This is a genomic window from Akkermansia sp. AE01SA01 (genome assembly GCF_036417395.1).
In the GTDB taxonomy this organism is placed as follows: domain Bacteria; phylum Verrucomicrobiota; class Verrucomicrobiia; order Verrucomicrobiales; family Akkermansiaceae; genus Akkermansia.
Genome location: NZ_CP143890.1, coordinates 1,911,702 through 1,930,965 on the forward strand (window position 1 = coordinate 1,911,702; position 19,264 = coordinate 1,930,965).

Annotated in this window: 17 protein-coding genes, 1 pseudogene and 1 riboswitch; of the genes and pseudogenes, 7 read left to right on the top strand and 11 right to left on the bottom strand. The window is 55.9% G+C overall.

The window, feature by feature from the left end; translation table 11 throughout:
• Positions 1-57 precede the first annotated feature (57 nt).
• The 5 genes from V3C19_RS07675 to thiC all read right to left on the bottom strand — a co-directional run bounded on the left by V3C19_RS07675 (position 58) and on the right by thiC (position 5,447).
• Positions 58-1,008, bottom strand: a complete 951-nt coding sequence (locus tag V3C19_RS07675; protein WP_295934570.1) for a PDZ domain-containing protein — start codon at positions 1,006-1,008, stop codon at positions 58-60.
• A gap of 139 nt (positions 1,009-1,147) precedes the next feature.
• Positions 1,148-1,795, bottom strand: a complete 648-nt coding sequence (locus V3C19_RS07680; RefSeq protein WP_295934572.1) for a hypothetical protein — start codon at positions 1,793-1,795, stop codon at positions 1,148-1,150.
• A gap of 19 nt (positions 1,796-1,814) precedes the next feature.
• Positions 1,815-2,423 carry a sigma-70 family RNA polymerase sigma factor gene (locus V3C19_RS07685; RefSeq protein ID WP_295934574.1) on the bottom strand — a complete coding sequence of 203 codons (609 nt, stop codon included), beginning with the start codon at positions 2,421-2,423 and terminating at the stop codon, positions 1,815-1,817.
• Between the two features lie 128 nt (positions 2,424-2,551).
• A complete protein-coding gene (locus tag V3C19_RS07690; RefSeq protein ID WP_295934576.1) occupies positions 2,552-3,499 on the bottom strand; it encodes a thioredoxin fold domain-containing protein in 948 nt (315 codons plus the stop codon).
• A 118-nt stretch (positions 3,500-3,617) separates the two neighbouring features.
• Complete coding sequence (gene thiC, locus V3C19_RS07695) at positions 3,618-5,447, bottom strand: phosphomethylpyrimidine synthase ThiC (protein ID WP_295934578.1); 1,830 nt, start codon at positions 5,445-5,447, stop codon at positions 3,618-3,620.
• 68 nt (positions 5,448-5,515) lie between these two features.
• A riboswitch (TPP riboswitch) is annotated at positions 5,516-5,633 on the bottom strand.
• A gap of 281 nt (positions 5,634-5,914) precedes the next feature.
• On the opposite strand from thiC, the gene V3C19_RS07700 reads away from it, so the two are divergent.
• Positions 5,915-6,508, top strand: coding sequence for a sigma-70 family RNA polymerase sigma factor (locus V3C19_RS07700; protein ID WP_130083718.1), 594 nt, complete (start codon positions 5,915-5,917; stop codon positions 6,506-6,508).
• An 82-nt stretch (positions 6,509-6,590) separates the two neighbouring features.
• Here the strand turns inward: V3C19_RS07700 and V3C19_RS07705 are convergent, their stop codons facing one another.
• From V3C19_RS07705 to V3C19_RS07725, 5 genes are all read right to left on the bottom strand, one after another.
• Positions 6,591-8,639 carry a sialidase family protein gene (locus tag V3C19_RS07705; RefSeq protein WP_295875311.1) on the bottom strand — a complete coding sequence of 683 codons (2,049 nt, stop codon included), beginning with the start codon at positions 8,637-8,639 and terminating at the stop codon, positions 6,591-6,593.
• 142 nt (positions 8,640-8,781) lie between these two features.
• Positions 8,782-9,294 carry a hypothetical protein gene (locus V3C19_RS07710; protein WP_295934582.1) on the bottom strand — a complete coding sequence of 171 codons (513 nt, stop codon included), beginning with the start codon at positions 9,292-9,294 and terminating at the stop codon, positions 8,782-8,784.
• Between the two features lie 172 nt (positions 9,295-9,466).
• Positions 9,467-10,462, bottom strand: a complete 996-nt coding sequence (locus V3C19_RS07715) for a hypothetical protein (RefSeq protein WP_295875314.1) — start codon at positions 10,460-10,462, stop codon at positions 9,467-9,469.
• 22 nt (positions 10,463-10,484) lie between these two features.
• On the bottom strand, positions 10,485-11,240 hold the full coding sequence (locus tag V3C19_RS07720; protein ID WP_295875318.1) for a hypothetical protein: 756 nt from the start codon (positions 11,238-11,240) through the stop codon (positions 10,485-10,487).
• Between the two features lie 86 nt (positions 11,241-11,326).
• Complete coding sequence (locus tag V3C19_RS07725) at positions 11,327-11,545, bottom strand: hypothetical protein (RefSeq protein ID WP_130083723.1); 219 nt, start codon at positions 11,543-11,545, stop codon at positions 11,327-11,329.
• A 206-nt stretch (positions 11,546-11,751) separates the two neighbouring features.
• On the opposite strand from V3C19_RS07725, the pseudogene V3C19_RS07730 reads away from it, so the two are divergent.
• The 6 genes and pseudogenes from V3C19_RS07730 to V3C19_RS07755 all read left to right on the top strand — a co-directional run.
• A pseudogene (locus V3C19_RS07730) lies at positions 11,752-13,092 on the top strand (sugar MFS transporter); the annotation flags it as partial.
• A 619-nt stretch (positions 13,093-13,711) separates the two neighbouring features.
• Complete coding sequence (locus tag V3C19_RS07735) at positions 13,712-15,490, top strand: L-fucose isomerase (RefSeq protein WP_130083725.1); 1,779 nt, start codon at positions 13,712-13,714, stop codon at positions 15,488-15,490.
• A 93-nt stretch (positions 15,491-15,583) separates the two neighbouring features.
• Positions 15,584-15,940 carry a four helix bundle protein gene (locus V3C19_RS07740; RefSeq protein WP_022398386.1) on the top strand — a complete coding sequence of 119 codons (357 nt, stop codon included), beginning with the start codon at positions 15,584-15,586 and terminating at the stop codon, positions 15,938-15,940.
• Between the two features lie 45 nt (positions 15,941-15,985).
• Positions 15,986-17,410: an L-fuculokinase gene (gene fucK / locus V3C19_RS07745; RefSeq protein ID WP_295934587.1), complete on the top strand. Its 1,425-nt coding sequence runs from the start codon at positions 15,986-15,988 to the stop codon at positions 17,408-17,410.
• Between the two features lie 12 nt (positions 17,411-17,422).
• The gene (locus tag V3C19_RS07750; protein ID WP_130083728.1) at positions 17,423-18,238 is read left to right on the top strand and encodes a class II aldolase/adducin family protein; all 816 of its coding nucleotides are present in this window, start codon (positions 17,423-17,425) and stop codon (positions 18,236-18,238) included.
• Between the two features lie 66 nt (positions 18,239-18,304).
• The gene (locus V3C19_RS07755; RefSeq protein WP_295934589.1) at positions 18,305-18,739 is read left to right on the top strand and encodes a hypothetical protein; all 435 of its coding nucleotides are present in this window, start codon (positions 18,305-18,307) and stop codon (positions 18,737-18,739) included.
• Here V3C19_RS07755 and V3C19_RS07760 read toward each other — a convergent pair.
• The gene (locus tag V3C19_RS07760) at positions 18,732-18,977 is read right to left on the bottom strand and encodes a hypothetical protein (RefSeq protein ID WP_295875336.1); all 246 of its coding nucleotides are present in this window, start codon (positions 18,975-18,977) and stop codon (positions 18,732-18,734) included. The two genes, V3C19_RS07755 and V3C19_RS07760, sit on opposite strands and share 8 nt — an antisense overlap.
• Between the last annotated feature and the right edge of the window lie 287 nt (positions 18,978-19,264).

Genomic DNA, 19,264 nt, shown 5'->3' on the forward strand with positions numbered 1-19,264 from the left:
TGCCCCGGTAAACGGAGCAGCCATCCTTAACATGATCACGAATATTCAGCAGAAATCTTAAAAGCAGAAGTTGGTTTCTATGTTTTTCAACCGCTCCCGAACAGCTTCAGGCACGGCGTCCTTTTCCTGCTGGGTGTTGTAGGGGCCGGAATAAAGTACCTTTCCGGAGGGGTCCGTTACATGGACGGAGGTCCCGGTCTGAGAGTTGGAGGAAATAATAATCGTGCCGTTGTTGTCCGTCATGCGGACGGATGAAGAGCCAGAGACGCCCCCCGGAAGGTTCCCCATGGAGGGCATGGGCATCTTCTGCAGATTTTGAAGGCTTCTGAGCACCTGGGCCGACCCAGGAGTCAGGTTCATCCTGCTAAAGACGTCATCCATTCCGGGATCATCCATCACGGAATTTTTCAGGAATTCATCCATGATCTGCTGCATCCGGTCAAAGGCATCCGGCTGCGTCCCGAGCAGCCCCTGAGGCAGGGCGGGACGGGGGGAAAATCCGCCGGGAGACGTACGGGGATGCGAACGGGGATCACCCTGGGCCGCAAGAATTTCCTCGGCGGAAAGCGTTCCGGCATCCAGAGTCAGGTCTGCCGTTTCTCTTTTGCCCTTGCGGTAAAGCACTGCAGTTATTTTGTCTCCCGGCGCCTTGTCCGCCAAAGCTTCCGTCACGGAACGGGGGCCGGACAGGGACATGTCCCCCAGCTTGACAACGACGTCGTTTTCCTGCAAGCCAGCCTTGGCCGCCGGACTGTCCGGAATAACCTTGGTCACCAGCACGCCGGGGAATCCGCTGAGCTCCAGCTGGGCCACAAGCGCCTGCGGAACCGTGCCGGGCACAATGCCCAGCCTCACGGGCCGGGACGCAGGCAGAGGCGCAGGCCGGGAAGGATAAGGAGTAAGAGAGGGAGGCTGAAGAGCGGCAGTATTTCCAGCGGGCCGGTCAATAGAGAAACCGGAACCCGTACTTATCAACAGCCCCAATGTCAGAAAGGTACAGGTTTTCATATTCATGTGAGATAATATACAATGTCCGGACACTGCATGTTCAAAAATTTGCATATTTTTTTCAATCCACGGCAAAAAAGAGGCCCCGGATCATCGAAATCCGGGGCTGGCGCTACTGAACGGCCCATTGAAGAGTTACTCAATATTCCCTTTCAGGAATGATTTTCCTGCTATTTGCCGGGGCCACGACCGGCACCCGCTCATCTCCCCCCTGCAGTTCAAAAATGGTGGGTTTACGATAAGATTCCTGGTACTCTTCCGGAAGGGGGACGCTTTCCGATTTTTCCGCAATGGCCTCTGCCCCTTCACTACGGGCGTCAAAGGTATTCTGAATGAGCAGCACGGCCCCAACAGCCGCTGCCACGGAGATTCCGGAGATATAGGCCAGCTTCCTCCACATGCGGCCGGAAACGGTTTTTTCCTGTTTTACCTCCCCCTCGGCATCCATGGCGTAAGCCATTTTGCAGACGGAGAATTCCAGCATGGAGGAGGCGGAGAATTTTTTCAGGCGGTCTTCCATTTCACGCTCGGATTCAGCGCACATCAGGGAGCAGCATTGTTCCCGAAACAGAATTTTTGCAGGCGCCGGCTGCAAACGTTTCAACAGGGATTCCATTTCATGAATTTCTTCATCGGAGATTTCATGCCGGACGCGGTCATTCAGGGGGAATATTTCCTCACACCTGCCGGCCAGGCGGGCAATGAGTTCATCGGATACGGGGAGAGGCTGGATAGTGGCGGTACCGCCGACGTCTTCCTCTGAGGATGATGCTGATTCATGTTTCATAAGAGTGGAGCAGGTATATTTAGATTTCTTCTTTTCTGTTTCTCAGCGCTTTCCGGAGCATGTCAATGCCGTAGCGGTAGCGGCTTGCCACCGTGTTCTGGGATATTTCCAGCGTCTCCGCTATCTGCAGAAAGGTCTGTTCACCCCATATTTTCAGCACAATGACTTCGGAAAATTTGGAAGGGAGCTTTTTGAGCTGCATCTCCATGAATTGCTTGAGCTCATCATCCGCAGCAGAGCTGGAAAACCAGGGGTCCGCACACGCATCCTGCGCCGGATCGGCGCTGCACGCTTCGTCCTCGCGCCTCTGGCGGCGGTCCGCCTTGCGTCCATAGTCCACGGCCAGGCGGCGGATGGAGGCAAAGACATAGGAGAGCCACGCCTCCTGGCCGCCCACGAATTCCCCTGCGGCTTCCTTGCGCGCCAGGCGGATCAGGGCATCCTGAAGGATGTCCTCCGCATCCTCCGGGGAACGGGATTGCTGGCGTGCGAACAGGAGAAGCTGGGATACATGGCGGCGCAGCCATTCATCCCAACTCAGCAGATGGTCGGCATCCTCATTCATTTCCTGTTCCCTGGCCTGTGCGGACATATTCATTTCCTCGTCTTGCGGTCTTTCTATCATCATAGCGGAATGCCGTCTTTCTTTTGTCTAAATATTGTACGGAAAAATCACCCTGCCTTCCCTGGGGAGGGCAGGAAACCATATTCAGCCGCATGAACGGGAAAATAGCAAGAATAAGGAATGCAGGCCCCTTATTTTTCGCCGGCTATGATTTTTTCCATATTTTCTATCCAGGGCTGCAACCTGGCGGATTCCTTGGAGCCGGGATCGGAATCGCGTGCGCTTTTCAGGTATTCAAGGGATTTAGGATAGTTGCGTTCCAAGGCATAGCTGTCACTGATGAATTTATTCAGTTTCAAACGGATTGGTGGCAGGAGATCGGGAGACGACAGTATTTTTTCAGCTTCTTCGCGGCTCTTCCGGAGCTCCTCACCTCTTATCTTCCCCCTCTGAGAGAGATAAAATTGCTCAAGCATCTCACTTTGCTGCGCCATCAGGCGCGCTTCCTTCTCCTTCTTTCCGAATCCGAACCGGTCTTCCGGATCAGACGCCATGATTTCCGCGATCAATTCCTTGTGGTATCCCTGCAATTCCGCGGGCACTTTTTCCAGAGCCTTCGCCAGGGCGGCTGCCCGTTCGCTGCCGGAGAGCTTCCGGGCAGCGGCAATTTCCCCGTTCAGCGAATTTTTCAGATCCTGGGCCTTTGTCAGCTTTTCCAGATATTCCGGCGCCGTTTTCGTGGGCCCCACGATCCGGGCATAGGGAGCTCCGGTTCCGTCCATCAGCATCACGGTGGGAAAACCGGTAACGCCGTACCGCCGCATGATACCCTCTCGTTCCTTCATGAGTTCCTTAGAGATTTTCCCCGGCGTACGCGGAAAGTCCAGTTCCACAAGCACCAGCTTGTTTTTTTCCGCATAGTTTGCAAATTCCGGAGAGTCCAGAATGGTACTGCGCAGGTATTTGCAGGGCGGGCACCAATCGGAGCCGGTGAATTCCACCATCACGGTGCGGTTTCCGTCCCTGGCCGTCTCCAGTCCCTTGTTGAAATCAATCTCCCAGACCGGAGCGGCGAGGGTGGCGGAAGCTACGGCCAGAGAAAGGGAAGCCGTCCCTGCTATATGAAAAAAGGTATTCATCTTACAGGGCACAATAACACAAATTGATGCGGTGTCATCCCATTTTTAACACTTCCGCACCCGGAAGACCCCACCATCCCCGGAAGCCTCCACCCGGCTTCCGGGGATGGATGGAGGATTATTTTCCCGTGGAACGGCGGCGGATGTCCTGGCTCAAGCGCATGGCGCAGAAATCCGGGCCGCACATGGAGCAGAAATGGGCTTTCTTGGCATTGGCGTGGGGGAGCGTCAGATCATGGTAGGAACGGGCCTTCTGCGGGTCCAGGGACAGGTTGAACTGATCCTCCCACCGGAATTCAAACCTGGCCTGGGCCAGGGCGTTGTCCCGCCATTGGGCGGAGGGGTGGCCCTTTGCCAGGTCAGCCGCATGGGCCGCCAGCTTGTAGGTAACCACACCTTCCCGCACGTCCTCCCTGTCCGGCAGGCCCAGGTGTTCCTTGCGGGTGACGTAGCAAAGCATGGCGCAGCCGCGCTGCCCGATGATCGCCCCGCCGATGGCCCCGGTAATGTGGTCGTAGCCCGGAGCAATGTCCGTCACCAGCGGTCCAAGCGTGTAGAAGGGAGCTTCCATGCACCATTCAAGCTGCTTGTTCATGTTTTCCGCAATGAGGTGCATGGGCACGTGGCCCGGGCCCTCGTTCATCACCTGAACGCCGGCACGCCAGGCGCGCATGGTCAGATCTCCCTGGATTTCCAATTCCGCAAGCTGGGCGAAGTCATTGGCGTCCGCCACGGAACCGGGGCGCAGCCCGTCACCGATGGAGACGGCGATGTCATACGACGCCAGAATGGAGCAAATTTCATCCCAATGGGTGTAAAGAAAGTTTTCCTGTTCATGGCTCATGCTCCACTGGGCCATGATGGAACCGCCGCGGGAGACGATGCCCGTCATGCGCCGGGCCGTATGATTCACAAACCTGAGCAGCAGGGCGGCATGCACGGTCACGTAGTCCACACCCTGGCGGGCCTGTTCAATGAGAGTGTCCCGGAAAATTTCCCAGCTCAGGTCCTCCACCTTGCCGCCCACCTTTTCCAGCGCCTGGTAGATGGGCACGGTCCCGATGGGCACGGGGGAGTTCCTCAGAATCCATTCACGGGTGGCGTGAATGTTCTTTCCGGTGGAAAGGTCCATCACGGTGTCCGCCCCCCAGTGGATGGCCCAGCGCAGTTTTTCCACCTCCTCCTCAATGCTGGACCCCAGGGCGGAATTGCCGATGTTGGCGTTGATTTTCACCAGGAAATTACGGCCTATGGCCATGGGCTCGCATTCCGGGTGGTTGATGTTGGCGGGAATGAGGGCGCGGCCTGCGGCGATTTCATCCCTGACGAATTTGGCCGTGAAATACGCGGGCATGCGGCAACCGCTCCTGCGCTCCGGCGCGTGCTGATGGTCCAGACGGTCGCGCGCCACCATGCTTGACGGCCCGAATCCTTCTGCGGCTTCCAGCTCGGACGGGCGCGGCATCACCGTCAGTGCGTCCAGGATTTCTCCGGCCTCGTCCGGACGGCTCTTTTCATTCGGGTAACGGTCGTAAACAGCCTTGAATACTTGTTCGCGGCCCAGATTTTCACGGATGGCTACAAACTCCATTTCCGGCGTAATCATTCCGCGCCGGGCATAGTGCCGCTGGGTCACGGGGCCTTCCCCGGCAGCCTGGAGGCAGGGGCCATTCTCCGTAATCACTTCCTTTACATCGCCGCGGGAGCGTATCCATGCGGCTCGCAGGGCCGGCAGCCCCTGCTCCGCAGAGCCTGCATAGGCTTCGTCCCCCCACGGGCCGGAACAGTCGTAAATGCGTACGGGATCATTGGAATGGACGGTGCCGTCCGGCAGCAGGGTATCGCTCAGGATGACTTCCCTCATGGGAACCTGTACGTCCCGATGAAGGCGGCCCGGAATATAAATGCGGCGGGACCCGGGATAAGACAATTTGGCGGTATCGTTCATGGCATGGATGCTGTTAAGTACCGGCAAGGGATACGCCGACGAACGGAACATCCGCAAAAAACGGGTTACGGCCCGCTTGATCGAACTCCCTGCGGCGGAATTACCCGCATCAGGTTTGAAGGGTCCTGCGGAAACAGCATGCTGCCGCAATCTCAGCCTTTGTCTGTGGCACCCCTGCCGAACTTGGAAGGAGAGTAGCACGGACATTCCCCGCATCCAAGCGTTTTCATTCCGGCCAACAGGACAGGAAAATGCCGGAAGATTTTTCCCGGCATTTCCGATATGGGATCCTGGATTACCAGGAAATCCATTCCTTTCCATCCTCCGGACGGAATCCTTCGAAAAGAGGGAACAGACCCGTTTTCATCTCGTCATTCCGGAAGAATGGGATAAATATATTTTCCGGGCCATTCGCCCTTCCGGACGCAACTTTCCCCCGGGTGCAGTGTTTATACAAGGGACTTTTCATGGACGAAGCACGAGACATGCCATCCGCCGTACCGGACGAAGACGCCCTGCTGATGCTGAGGGTCAGGGACGGGGACGCCTCCGCCATGGAAATGCTGATCCGCAAACACCAGCATTCCGTGTACGCCACGGTGGCCCGCATGCTGAACAACGGTCCGGAAGTGGAAGACATTGCCCAGCAGGTATTCATCCGCGTATGGCGCGGAGCGAAGAATTACGAACCTTCCGCCCGTTTCACCACCTGGATGTTCACGATTCTCCGTAATCTGGTATTCAATGAAGTCCGCCGCCAGAAGCGCAAGCCCACCACATCTGCGGATGCCATTGAGGAGGAAGGAGGTGCTATTCTGTTTCTGGAAGGCTCCCAATCCCCGGACGCCGCGCTACAGCAAACGGAGCTTCAGCAAGCCGTGGATGACGCCATTGCAGCCCTGCCGGAAAAGGCGCGCCTGGCCGTCCAGCTCCGCCGCTTTGAGAACATGCCTTACGAGGAGATAGCCAAAACGCTGGAAATGACCGTTCCGGCTACTAAAAGCCTTCTGTTCCGCGCCCGGAACATGCTGAAGGAGGCTCTGGCTTCCTTCCTGTCCTGACCAGCGGGAAAAGAAAAAGCCGCCCCGCATAGGAAGCGAAGCGGCTCGAATTCCACCAAACCGGGGTTCTGCCGGAAAAAGCTCAGCGCCCGGCCGGAGGATTGAGGGCTTCCTTGTAAGGAATCTTCAGGAAGTTTAAAGCGCCCCTGCCCTCATACAGGACGCCGATGTGGTTTTTATCCACAGGCGCCAGGCAGGAGTACCCCCAGCAACCGCGCTCGTCGTACAGGAGCCATTTGTCTTCCGGCCAGGAGGAAGCGTCATCCGCAGAGGCCTTGAGCGTCATATGGGAACGGCCCGATGTCGTATTCGGATTGGAAAACAGAACCAGTCTGCCCGCTCCGGGCACGGCGTCCACGGCAAGGATGCTGCCCTGGCAGACGGGCTCCCTGAGCTGGGCAGTACGGCTGGTGGGATGTTTTTCCCAAGTCTTGCCCAGATCCTTCGTCACTCCCACCACGCGGGAACCGCCCCAGTTGCAGCGGGCATTGATCATGACGGAGCCATCTTTCAGTTCAATAACCTGCGCTTCCGTGGTCTGCTGACTGACACCCGTACCGCAGTGCCAGGTCTTGCCCTGGTCTTGGGAATAAACGATCGTGGACCACGGCACTCCCTTGCCATCCCAGTACTGGGCGGCAAAAACGAGGGTGCCGTCCTTCATGCAGATGCCGTTTCCGGGTCCGTTGAACAGAATCCGCCATCCTTTGTCTTTGGTCTGTTCCGTAATGTTGACGGGCTTGGACCAGGTGAGGCCGTCGTCGTCGCTGCTGGCGAGTACCAGCTGGCCGCAGGTTTCCGGGGAATTGTCCCCTGACTTGCTGCCCCAGATGGAATGCCTGTAGCTCCAGATGGCGGCCACCCACACGCGGCCGTTTTTTTCATCCAGCAGAATGGAGGGGTCTCCCACGCCCTTGGCGTCTTTCCTGGCTGGGTCTATTTTGGAATCGTCCACGGCAATTTTCACATCGGACCAGGTGCGCCCCCCATCCGTGGAACGGCTCACGCCTACGTCGATATTGGCCGGAAGGTCGCCGGAATGGTTATAGCGGATATCGTAAACCGCCAGGAGGGTCCCTTTTTTCGTCCGTACCAAGCCGGGAATGCGGTAGAATTTGGAGTTAAAATCCCCGGGCCTCACCACAGCCACGCCAATTCGCTGCGCCACAGGGATGGCATCCGCCACTTTCATCAGTTTGTTGCCAGCCACGACGCTGGCAGGGCGCACAACCACCTTGCCGTCCAGGGAGGCTCCGTCCTTCATCGTGACACACACCCACATGTGGTTGTCGCCGGGTTCCAGTTCCAAGCGGCCCCTGACGGAAATCCGGGGCTTCATGCCGCCGGAAACACGGACCGTACCCAGAACCTGGGCCGGGTCTCCAGGGAATGTAGCCGCTCCCTCAGGGATTTCCGGTTTTTCCCCGCCGCGCAGCACCGTCACGGATTCAATGTCCGCCAGCCTGTCCGTGCCGGAGAAATCCAGATTAACGGCATTCAGGGAAACGGGATTCAGGCATCCTTCCGTTTTCACGTTCACGGAAAGAACGGGATTGTCCGGGATGCGCTTCATCACGGGAGCCACCGGGGCGGACATTTCCACGCGAGGGTCCACTTTCATGGGAATGGAAGGGACAATGAACAGGTCGTCCAGCTTCAATCCTTTGTTTTCCGGAGCCGTCAGCTTGAAAACCAGGGAACGGGTGCCTGCAGGAACGCGCGTTTCAATCTTTGTCTTAAACCCGCCCGTCCTGATATTTTTGCCGTCATAGATTTCCTTTTCTCCCTGGGGGCCAACCGCCGTGATGGAAAATTCAAAAGGGGCCTGCCCCGTCCAGCGTTCCGCCCAGGCGGAAAGCCGCACTTCCGTGGAGGGTATGTCCTTCAAGTCCAGTTTGAGTTCGGCATCTTTCCCGCCGAACATCCGTAATGAAGAATTTCCGGATTTTCCGGTTCCCCCGATTTCCGCCACTCCATCCGCACAGGACAGGGGACCGTATTTGGTCTGCAGGCTGGTGAACGTGCCACGTTTGGCTTGTTCAAAGCTTTCCGTACCCAGGGCAGCAGTCATGGACATTCCCAGGGCGCACAGCAGGGAGAGTACTGTCAAGTTGTTCAAAGGTAAACGCATGGTGTAAATATGGTGTGTAACGGTAACTACGCGATGGACGCATCATTCTTATCCGTCCATCGTGCCATTACCAGCGTGGTTCCTAGCACACCCCGCATTTTCAAGTCCAGCCCGGCCCGCTTTTCTGCAAAAAGACCAGAAGTCACTCTTTCTTCTCCCTGCCGGACGGAGAAAGAGGGTGTATGGAAATCACGGGCCGCTCCGGGAAGGAACTGGAATCCTTGTGCATATAATAATGGGACCAGTGCAGAACAACCTTGTCACCCGGTTTGAACGCGGCAATCTGCTTCAGGATGGAGGCATCCTGGAGAATGGGCTTGTGATCCGGATTTACGTCAACCATCAGCTTTTCTTGCTTCTCATCGCCATATTTGCCCGGCTTCCGGTAATCCAGGTACTTGATGATCCGGAAGGTGGCGAAGTCCTTGGGATGGGCGCATTTGTCCGGGCACAGGGAAGTCCTGAACATGCACTTTCTGTGAATGATGCCCGTGAACTCGGCTTCCGCCACATGGTCGGAAAGCAATTCCCCGGAAGGAAGCGGCGCCTCCGGCGTATCGGAGGTAGACGGAGGAACGGCCACAGAATTTTCCACGGCATGGGAGACCAGCCCACCAATCAGAAAAAGGCCAAAGACGGGAACATACTTAATCATGCGTCCATGCTTAAACACCCCTCCAACGAGAGTCAAGCAGAAGCCCCGCCTTCTCCCGCATGCGTCCGGATAAATTTCCGCATGGGACAGGCAGAAGAGCAGCTTCAAGATCTGGAGAAAGACTCCGCCCTGTATGTCCGGCTCTCCAAACAAACAGGACGGCGTTTAATGATCAGTTCCCGGCAATGCAGCCTTCACAGGAAAGTTCCTCAGTATTCTTGAAATCAGAAGGAGCAATGAAGGAGGAACGATGTTCATTGAGCCAGAGAAGGGCTTCTTTCTGGGCTTGCCGGCTCCACAGGCTTTTCCAGTCTTTCTTGTGGGTAAGGAGGCAGTACCAGACATAGGCAACCCTTCCTGTCCATAGGATAAGCTCTATTTTCTCCTTGAATGAAGAACACACAAAACCGCCGTTTTCCGACTGGTCAGTCATGGCATCCCTGGCAGATTGAAGCAAGACGGCCCCGTGCTTCTCCGGATCAAAGACGTTTTCAGATAATTCCTGAATCATGAAATTCTCCTCATACCCGTCCGGGCCGGCACCGTCAACGTTCAGTTTCCCGGCTTCCATTTCTTCCAGAGCTTCTGACAGAAGAGACCGATCCCCATCCCCGACACGAGCATCCAGAGGGATGACCGGCTGTTTGTAGTGCAAGTGGTAGGGCTCTCCGGCCTCTTCATAACATTTCGCTACAAATTGAGAACAAAATGCCGTAGGATGGCTGCCCTCCAGCAAAGAGCGCAATGCCTGATAGGTAGACGCCAGCAGGCATATTGCGGCCCCGGCCGTCTCGCGGTCCCAGCGGAACCGGCAATATTTGGAGGTAACCAGAAGCAGCCCCAGCAAATAAATGCCGCCATACGGGAGTTTTTGCTGCAAGTATTTCCTGCCTGTTTCAACAACCGGATCCAGCGAAGGGAGAGCCCTGTTTCTGTAAACATGGATGGTACGCCCGGCAAACCTTTCCCGGGCCGGATTTTCCAGGACAGGATGTTCTCCGGTGGCTTCGAGCAGGGTCTGTTTTTCCTCATCGGCATAAAGGGCGGCATGGCTTACATCCGAATTTGTCAGCAGCCCGATCAGGGAAGAGATTATGTCCCCTTGCAGCACGGAGAAAAGGAGGACATCCCCCTTTCTCAGTTCATTGATTGATAGTTCAGTCTTCATGGCACATCATGCTGTTTCCGGATCAGAAGTCCCCAATCACGGCTTTTTTCTCCTCTACATGGCGCGTGTAATGCTCTACGGATGGCATCGACTTGACATATTGTACATCATCCCCTCCATCGATTTTCATCTTATTGTCCTTGAACATGTTGAATATTTCCTTTGCTTCCTCAATCATTTCCTTCATCTGTTTGGGATTATCTCCAAACGCCTTGTTCAGAATGCCCGCATAGGCCGCCAGGAATGTGTTGAAGTCCATTTTACTGACATCCACAGCGGATTTGTAGGCCGTGTATGATATGGCGTTTGTCAGGATGGAGGTTAAATAACCGGTTGCCTTCATATTCCGGCCCCAGCAACTGATATCGTACCGTATTAAAGCGGGATATTCCACGACCACATAGTATGTTTCCACGATCTTCTCCGTTCCCTCTCCTGCCCCCAGAATGGCGTCAATCCCGGTAGAAATGATGGAGCCCACTGCATCCGCAATTTGTCCATTCCCATTGAATAACTGTTTGAAGGCGTCGGTCACCTTGGTCACAATGTCACCAGAGCCTTCCTTGTAAACGGCTCTGGACTCCAATTGCTTGGCCAGGACTTTCGTGATAGGTACTGTCAGATCGTCGCTGATTTTTCCATCCTTCAAGCTGGCTTCGATTCGCTGCTGGAATATTTCCGTTTGAGATTTTGCAAGAGAAATGAGGATATCCAGTTGCTCCTGAACTTCTTTCCTCTCTTCCTGCACCTTGTTTTTGGCTTCGCTTAATTTTCCCATAACATTATTTTGTTTAATTGTTTAAATAGATGATAATTCCAATGTTTCACCTATTATGATATGAAAAAATCAGAAATAATCAACAATTAATTTAAAAAATAGATATATTTTTCTAACAAAATGAATAAATTCAAAATCCACGGCAGACTCTCCCTGTCCATTTCTGTTCGCTCTCCCTCTTCCGTTTCCAAGGTTCCGGACATACCTCTAGCGACAGGCCCCACTTTCCCGAAAATCGTAGTTCCTGTTCCGCCGGCATTCCTGCATCTGTTTCCTGCCGTGATGGCGGTGTAGAAAGAACCCATTCCTGAATTTCACGTTTGATAGGGAAGCGTATCTCGTGCATGCGCACTACGGAACAGCTCAAAACGTGATTATTTTTTCATAGTTAGCTGCATATGGATATTTTCAGGCACGCGCTCATATGGATGGAAGAAAAATCGGATTCCCAACTTCTTCCCTGTTTCCAGATTGACGCATCGATATTCGTGTGAGAGATTAGAAAAAGCATATGGACACAAATCGTACCTCTACCGTGCCGATCGTACCCAAGCAGTACCGGCTGCCATTTTTCATGCTGGTCTCCTGCTTCGCCCTGTGGGGGTTGTTGAACAATATGACGGACAATCTGGTCCCTGCTTTCAGCAAAATTTTCATGATCAACGCCTCCGAGTCAGCCGGGGTGCAGATTTCCTTCTATGGGGCATATGCGGTGCTGGCGATTTTCGCCTCCATCCTGCTGGAAGAATTTTCCTACAAGGCGGGCGTGCTGATTGGACTGGGGTTCTACATGATAGGCGCCCTCTGCTATATTCCTGCCGCCATAGGCCAGAGCTTTGACATTTACCTAATGGCTATTTTCGTACTGGCGGGCGGCCTCTCCATCCTGGAAACCACCTGCAACCCCTTCGTGCTGTCCATGGGGTCACAGGAAACGAGCGTACGCCGCCTCAACTTCGCCCAGGCTTTCAACCCCATCGGCTCCCTGACGGGTATTTTCCTGGCAAAATACTTCATTCTGTCCCACCTGAACGATGCGGACATGGACACCCGCAAGGCCATGGACCCGGAACAGCTCAACGCCATCGTGAGCGACGAACTTTTCTGGGTATGCGTGCCTTACGTTGGCCTCGTCGCCATTGCGGCCGTCATTTGGTTCTTCTTCTGCCGCTACAAGTCCGACGACTCAACCGTACCCACGCAGGAAAACACGCGGCCGCTTTCCTCCAAACTGGGCCGCCTGGGCCTCTGCATCGCCTTCATTCTGGTTCCCTTCCTGTTCCAGTATTATTCCAGCTTTGAATTCAGCATGGTGCAGCAGATCCTGATCATGATGATCGGCCCCATCGCCTTCCTGATCATCATGCCGGATTACCGCTGCCAGCTCGTGAAGCTCATCAGGCTTCCCCGCTATACCTGCGGCGTAGTCGCCCAATTCTTCTATGTGGGCGTGCAAATCGCCGTCTGGACGTGGACAATCAAGTACATCATGTCCGTCTTCCCCGGCATGCAGGAAGCAGCCGCCTCCAACTATTACATCTTTTCCATCATCCTCTTTATCGCCTGCCGCGCCATCACCACGGCCCTGATGAAGAAATTCAACCCGGCCAACATGATGGCCCTCTTCGCCGTCGCCGGCATTCTCTGCTGCCTGGGAACCATGTACCTGCCCAAAGAATTCTCCGTCTGGACGCTGGTTGCCATTTCCGGCTGCATGTCCCTGATGTTTCCGACCATCTACGGCATCGCGCTGCGCGGCCTGGGGTCGGAAGTCAAGCTGGGCGCGGCCGGCCTGATCATGGCCATTCTGGGCGGCGCAGTCATCACCCCGTACATGGGCGCCTGCATTGACAATACCACGGTGAAAAACCAGGTGGCCTATTTTGAATCCATCGACCGTCCCTTGATCGCCCAGGTGGAAGCCGCTGACTCCAGAAAATCCATCTCCGGCTCCATGCTCACCCTCTACAAAATGTCGGAAGCAAACGCCGCAGCAGGAGGGGAACAGGCCAAAACCGCCGCCAAGTTCGAGAAGAACCTGCAAACCTTCCAGTCCCTGCCTTCCCTGACCGGAGCCGCCTTCAGTGAAGCCGCCAAAACGCTGCCCGGCTGTTCCGGCCTCACGCCCGCAGAACTTTCCCTGTTCAAGGACAACCTGAACCGGCTGCCCGCCGCTGCCAGTCGGGAACAGCAGATCCAGCAGTTTTCCCTGATTCCGGCCCTGACCACGCTCCCCGCCTCCCGGCCCGACGTCCTGAACGATCTGATCTACCATCCCCTGGACATGAAGCAGTTCCAGACGGCCCAGGAAAACTTCGTGGAAAAAGCCGTGCGGTCATCTTTCTTTATTCCCATCATCTGCTTTGCCGTGGTACTAATTTACGGCTTCTTCTTCCGGAACATCCATCTGAAGAAGGAGGATGAAGAAGAGTCCATTCCGGCATAATCCCTGCACATCACATACGCAAGATATGAAAACAATACTCCCCACCATAGGAATCCGTCCCACGATCGACGGGCGCCGCCTCGGCGTCCGCGAATCTCTGGAAGACCAGACCATGAACATGGCCAAGGCCGCCGCCGCCCTTATTGAAGCTAATGTCCGCCACGCCTCCGGCGATCCCGTCAAATGCGTGATCGCAGACACCTGCATCGGCGGCCCCGCGGAAGCCGCCGCCTGTGCGGACAAGTTCAAGGCCAACAACGTAGGGGTCTCCCTGGCTGTAACGCCCTGCTGGTGCTACGGCAGTGAAACTTTCGACATGGACCCCTTCACGCCCAAGGCCATCTGGGGCTTCAACGGAACGGAGCGACCCGGCGCCGTTTACCTGGCCGCCGCCCTGGCGGGCCTGAACCAAAAGGGGTTCCCCGCCTTTTCCATTTACGGCAAGGACGTGCAGGATGCGGGAGACACCTCCATTCCGGATGACGTGGCGGAAAAGATACTCCGCTTCGCCCGTGCCGGTCTGGCTGTGGCGACACTCCGCGGCAAGGGCTATCTTTCCATCGGCGGTTGTTCCATGGGCATCGCCGGCTCCATCGTGGACCAGTCCTTCTGGGAAAATTACCTGGGCATCCGCGTACAGGCCGTGGACATGACGGAAGTGCGCCGCCGCATGGACCAGAAGATTTACGACCAGGAGGAATTCGACATCGCCATGAAATGGGCGGACTCCGTCTTCAAGTTTGCGGAAGACAAGAACCGCCCGGACCTGAAGCTGGATGAGAACGGCCGCCGCAAAACCTTCAAGGAAAGCGTGCTGATGGCCATGATCTTCCGCGACATGATGCAGGGCAACCCCAAACTCAAAAAGATTGACCGGGAAGAAGAATCCCTGGGTTACCAGGCCATTGCCGGCGGCTTCCAGGGCCAGCGCCACTGGACGGACTTTTACCCGAACGGGGACATCGCGGAAACCCTGCTCAACTCCACCTTTGACTGGAACGGCCCGCGCGCGCCGATGCCCTTCGCCACGGAAAACGACTCCCTGAACGGAGCGTGCCTCCTGTTCGGCTACCTGCTCACCGGCCAAGCGAACGTCTTTGCGGACGTGCGCACCTACTGGAGCCCGGAAGCCGTAAAGCGCGTCACTGGCTATAAGCTGGAAGGCAAAGCCAAGGACGGCATCATCCACCTCATCAACTCCGGCTCCGCCGCGCTGGACGGCTGCATGGCCTGCACGGACAAGGACGGCAACCCCGTCATGAAGAAGCACTGGGACGTCACCCAGGAGGATGCGGACAAGATGATGAGCCAGGCCACCTGGTGCCCGGCCAACCGGGAATACTTCCGCGGCGGCGGCTACTCCGTCCACTACGTCACCAAGGGCGGCGCGCCCGTCACCATGATGCGCCTGAACATCGTCAAGGGCCTGGGCCCCGTCCTCATTGTGGCGGAAGGCTGGTCCGTGGACCTGCCCGACAAGGTGCACAAGACGCTGGACGAACGGACCGATCCAGGCTGGCCCACCACCTGGTTCGCCCCACGCCTTACCGGCAAGGGCGCCTTCACGGACGTGTACAGTGTCATGGCCAATATGGGCGCCAACCACGGAGCTTTCACGTACGGCCACATCGGCGCGGATATCCTGACGCTGGCCTCCATGCTGCGCATCCCCGTATACGCCCACAACATCCCGGACGACCAAATCTACCGTCCCTCCGCCTGGGGCCTCCACGGCACCGCGGACCCGGAAGGCGCCGACTTCCGCGCCTGCGCCAACTACGGCCCGCTGTACGGCAAATATTAGCGGCTGACCTTTTCATCAGGGGAAGAAATTCTTCCCCTGATGACGTTCAGCGTTAATATCAAAGACTAAATACGAATGATTAAAGACTAAAAGATGAACGAAAGTGCCGCTCATGAAAAAAGTTTTGCCTTTTCCATTCGTATCGTTTCCTTATGCCGCCATCTTCGCAAGCAACGGTGCGAACAGGCACTGATCCAGCAAATTCTACGCTCCGGAACAAGCATCGGGGCCAATCTTGCGGAAGCCTCCTATGCCGTCAGCAAAAAAGACTTCTTCTCCAAAGTACACATTTCACTAAAAGAATGTTCGGAGACTTGGTATTGGCTCCGCCTTCTGCATGCAACTTCCTGCCTGACGGACCAGCAATTTGAAAGTTTAAAACAGGATTGCCTGGAATTAATGCGGCTATTGACCGCTACGACAAAAACGCTTGCCGGGCAAAATCTCTGAACAGTTTCCCTTTAGTATCTAATCTTCAATATTTAGTATTTCTCTATGTACTCCCTCTGTTTGGACTGCGGCGCGACGAATGTGCGCGCGATGGTTGTGGACGAAAAAGGCGTTATTGTGGGGAAGGCCTCACAACCCAACGCCACGCTGCCGGGCCAGGAAAACCCGGATTTCCATGTATGGAACGCCGACCGGATTTTCAACCAGCTTTCCGAATGCGCCGTCCAGGCGCTCCAGGGCCTGCCTGCCGAGCAGGTGAAGGCGGTGACAATCACCACCTTCGGCGTGGACGGCGCGCTGACGGATGCGGAAGGCAACCTTCTTTATCCCGTCATTTCCTGGAAATGCCCCCGCACGGCGGACGTCATGAAGCACATCGGCAAATATATTTCCCAGGAAGAGCTCAACCGGATTTCCGGTGTGGGAGCCTTTGCCTTCAATACCATTTACAAGCTCATCTGGATCAAGGAAAACCGTCCGGACCTGCTGGAAAAGGCCCATGCGTGGCTCTTCATCTCCAACATTCTGGCCTGCAAACTCACCGGCATCATGGCGACGGACCGCACGATGGCCGGCACGTCCCAGCTTACGGATATGGAAACGGGTGATTTTTCCACGTTTATCCTGGACCACCTCGGCCTGAGCCGCGATCTTTTCCCGCCCATGGTTGATGCGGGGGAAACCATCGGCCTTGTCACGCCGGAAGCAGCTGCGGACATGGGAATTCCTGCCTTGGCGGGCGTTCCCGTCATCTCCGCGGGACATGATACCCAGTTCGCCATCTTCGGTTCCGGAGCGGACAGGAACCAGCCGGTCCTTTCCTCCGGAACCTGGGAAATCCTGATGGTGCGTTCCACCCAGGCGCGCCTGACTCCGGAAGATTATGCGGATGGAGCTACGGTGGAGTTCGACGCGGAGCCCGGACTGCTCAACCCCGGCCTGCAATGGCTCGGCTCCGGCATCATTGAATGGGTGAAATCCACCTGCTTCCGGGGAGAGACATATGACGTCATGGATGCGGAGGCGGAATTGATCCCGCCCGGCTGCGACGGAGTCACCATGGTGCCGGACTTCCTGGCCTCCGGAGACAGCAAGGGCTCCATCAACGGCCTGGTGCTGGGCAGGACGCGCGCCCACATCTACCGCGCTGCCATGGAAGCACTCTCCTGGCGCCTGAAATCCCGCCTGGCCCGCCTGGAATCCGTCGGCGGCTTCAAGAGCGGCTTCCTCATCCTGGTAGGCGGCGGAGCCAGAAACAACATCTGGACGCAGATGCGCGCGGACATTCTCCAGATTCCGGTGAAAGTCTCGGAAGTCTCGGAAAGCACCGTTCTGGGCGCATCCATGTTTGCCTTTGCCGGAGCCGGAGTGTACTCTACGCCCGAGCAGGCCAGGGACGCCTTCGGCATCACGTACCGGACATTCCTGCCCGGCCCCCAGAAGGCAGCCTACGAAAAGCTCAACCATTAACACGCAACTAATATGTCAGAAGACTGGTCAATCTCCCCGCCCCTCCCGGACAAGGTATTCCCGTGGGAAAAGTACAATCCCGTCACGAAGGAGGAAGTGGACGCGTTTTTCAATTCCCCTGAAATCCTGGTGATCAAGGAACGCATGTGCGACATGGGCCGCCGCCTGTGGAACCGCGAATATGTGGACGGAAACGGCGGCAACATCTCCGTGCGTGTGGCGCAGAACCTCGTGCTGTGTTCCCCCACTCTGTGCTCCAAGGGATTCATGAAGGTGGAGGACATCTGCCTGGTTGACATGGAAGGACGCCAAAAAGCGGGCATCCGCCCCTCTACCAGCGAGGTGAAGACGCACATTGCCATGATGAAATCCGTGGGTGTCAACTCCTGCATCCACGCCCATCCACCGCACTGCAACGCCTTCCTGTTCGCCGGCCAGGTTCCCCCCTCCGGCATCAATCCGGAAGCGGACATTTTCCTGGGGCATATCCCGCTGGCCCCTTACGGAACGCCCGGCTCCCCGGAAACGGCCCAGGCCGTTGCGGAGGTATCCAAACAATCCACCGTCGTATTCATGGAAAACCACGGCGTCATCGCCGGAGGGCGCCACGTGGAGGAAGCGGAATGGTTCATGGAAAACGCGGATGCCTACTGCCGCATGGTCCTGCTGGCCGGACTGCACAAGGCCCCCCTGAACCAGGTGGGACCGGAAGGCGTGGCGGACTTCCTCGCCATCCGCAAGGCAATCGGGTATGCCGTTCCGGAAGGACAGCCCCTGTACAATACGGAAACCTATGCTGGTTACAAGCTGGGCAAATCCGGCAAATAAAAAAACCTTTTCAGCGGGGCGTCGGAAATCCCGGCGTCCCGTTTTTCCCCGCCCCCACATGAAAATATGATCGCTACCACTTCCATCTCCATTGGATTCTTCCTGATTAATCCGATAATTGTTACGCAGGATTTTCCCTCCATTCAGTACACAAGAGCCGCAGAAGACGGCCGCCACGGAAAAACGTCCCTGAGCATCACCTGGAAGGCGGAAAAACAGGAAAAAGAAAAGAGAGTTGCCTGGGAAACCGCCTGTTCTTATACGGATGCCGCTTCCTGGTACATGCCGATCATCCGGACCCGCACGATCTTCCTGGAATCCGGCGAAAAGAAGATGGAAGAAATCTCCTTTATCTGGGAAAAACCTTCATCCCAACAAAGGGAAGAGAATGCGGGAACTTTGATCAAGACGAAGTACGTCTCCATAGGAGGAGGCGACAGGGAACTGGAATTTGACTGGGTGGTGCAACCTTTCTCTCCGAACGAGGACGATTTTAAATAAAGTCCTGCCAATCAGGAAATGGAAACGTCAATGAGGGAAGCGGCTTTTTCCGGAAGTCTTCCGTTTTCCCGTCCGAAAAAGTAAAAAAACGGAAATGCACCGTTTCCCTTCCCCGCCCCTCTCCTGTGGGGCCGATCATGCCCGCCACACCTTTTTGCACCTCAATTCCACGTTTTGCTCCTCCTGACCACGGTTCCGTCCAAGGTTTCCTCCCTGAGATTTCAACTTTATTCAGCATCGGTCATTCCTGCTGTAAAAACTCGGATCCCGGGCTTCGGCATAGGGAAAGAATCTGTCTGTCGCTCTAAATATGCTGCAGAACAGCAGGATTAAATATTACCGCAAAAATATCACCTGCCGGCCCTGAAAATTATCCAGCCGTCCTATGTTGCTTTAGCTCATTGATGCATTCCATCGGAAAAATTGAATGGTTCCTTTTATTCCACGATAAATGTAGTCGGAAAAGGCTATTCCATCAACAGCTTCCTTTGAAGTTAGAAACAAATACGAATTTCATATCCGTTG

Coding starts and splice junctions, on each gene's coding strand:
- fucK (WP_295934587.1), top strand. CDS start 15,986: ATGTACTCCCTCTGTTTGGACTGCGGCGCGACGAATGTGCGCGCGATG.
- V3C19_RS07710 (WP_295934582.1), bottom strand. CDS start 9,294: ATGATTAAGTATGTTCCCGTCTTTGGCCTTTTTCTGATTGGTGGGCTG.
- V3C19_RS07750 (WP_130083728.1), top strand. CDS start 17,423: ATGTCAGAAGACTGGTCAATCTCCCCGCCCCTCCCGGACAAGGTATTC.
- V3C19_RS07760 (WP_295875336.1), bottom strand. CDS start 18,977: ATGCTGAATAAAGTTGAAATCTCAGGGAGGAAACCTTGGACGGAACCG.
- V3C19_RS07685 (WP_295934574.1), bottom strand. CDS start 2,423: ATGATGATAGAAAGACCGCAAGACGAGGAAATGAATATGTCCGCACAG.
- V3C19_RS07675 (WP_295934570.1), bottom strand. CDS start 1,008: ATGAAAACCTGTACCTTTCTGACATTGGGGCTGTTGATAAGTACGGGT.
- V3C19_RS07755 (WP_295934589.1), top strand. CDS start 18,305: ATGATCGCTACCACTTCCATCTCCATTGGATTCTTCCTGATTAATCCG.
- V3C19_RS07715 (WP_295875314.1), bottom strand. CDS start 10,462: ATGAAGACTGAACTATCAATCAATGAACTGAGAAAGGGGGATGTCCTC.
- thiC (WP_295934578.1), bottom strand. CDS start 5,447: ATGAACGATACCGCCAAATTGTCTTATCCCGGGTCCCGCCGCATTTAT.
- V3C19_RS07705 (WP_295875311.1), bottom strand. CDS start 8,639: ATGCGTTTACCTTTGAACAACTTGACAGTACTCTCCCTGCTGTGCGCC.
- V3C19_RS07680 (WP_295934572.1), bottom strand. CDS start 1,795: ATGAAACATGAATCAGCATCATCCTCAGAGGAAGACGTCGGCGGTACC.
- V3C19_RS07740 (WP_022398386.1), top strand. CDS start 15,584: ATGAACGAAAGTGCCGCTCATGAAAAAAGTTTTGCCTTTTCCATTCGT.
- V3C19_RS07725 (WP_130083723.1), bottom strand. CDS start 11,545: ATGGGTTCTTTCTACACCGCCATCACGGCAGGAAACAGATGCAGGAAT.
- V3C19_RS07690 (WP_295934576.1), bottom strand. CDS start 3,499: ATGAATACCTTTTTTCATATAGCAGGGACGGCTTCCCTTTCTCTGGCC.
- V3C19_RS07735 (WP_130083725.1), top strand. CDS start 13,712: ATGAAAACAATACTCCCCACCATAGGAATCCGTCCCACGATCGACGGG.
- V3C19_RS07700 (WP_130083718.1), top strand. CDS start 5,915: ATGGACGAAGCACGAGACATGCCATCCGCCGTACCGGACGAAGACGCC.
- V3C19_RS07720 (WP_295875318.1), bottom strand. CDS start 11,240: ATGGGAAAATTAAGCGAAGCCAAAAACAAGGTGCAGGAAGAGAGGAAA.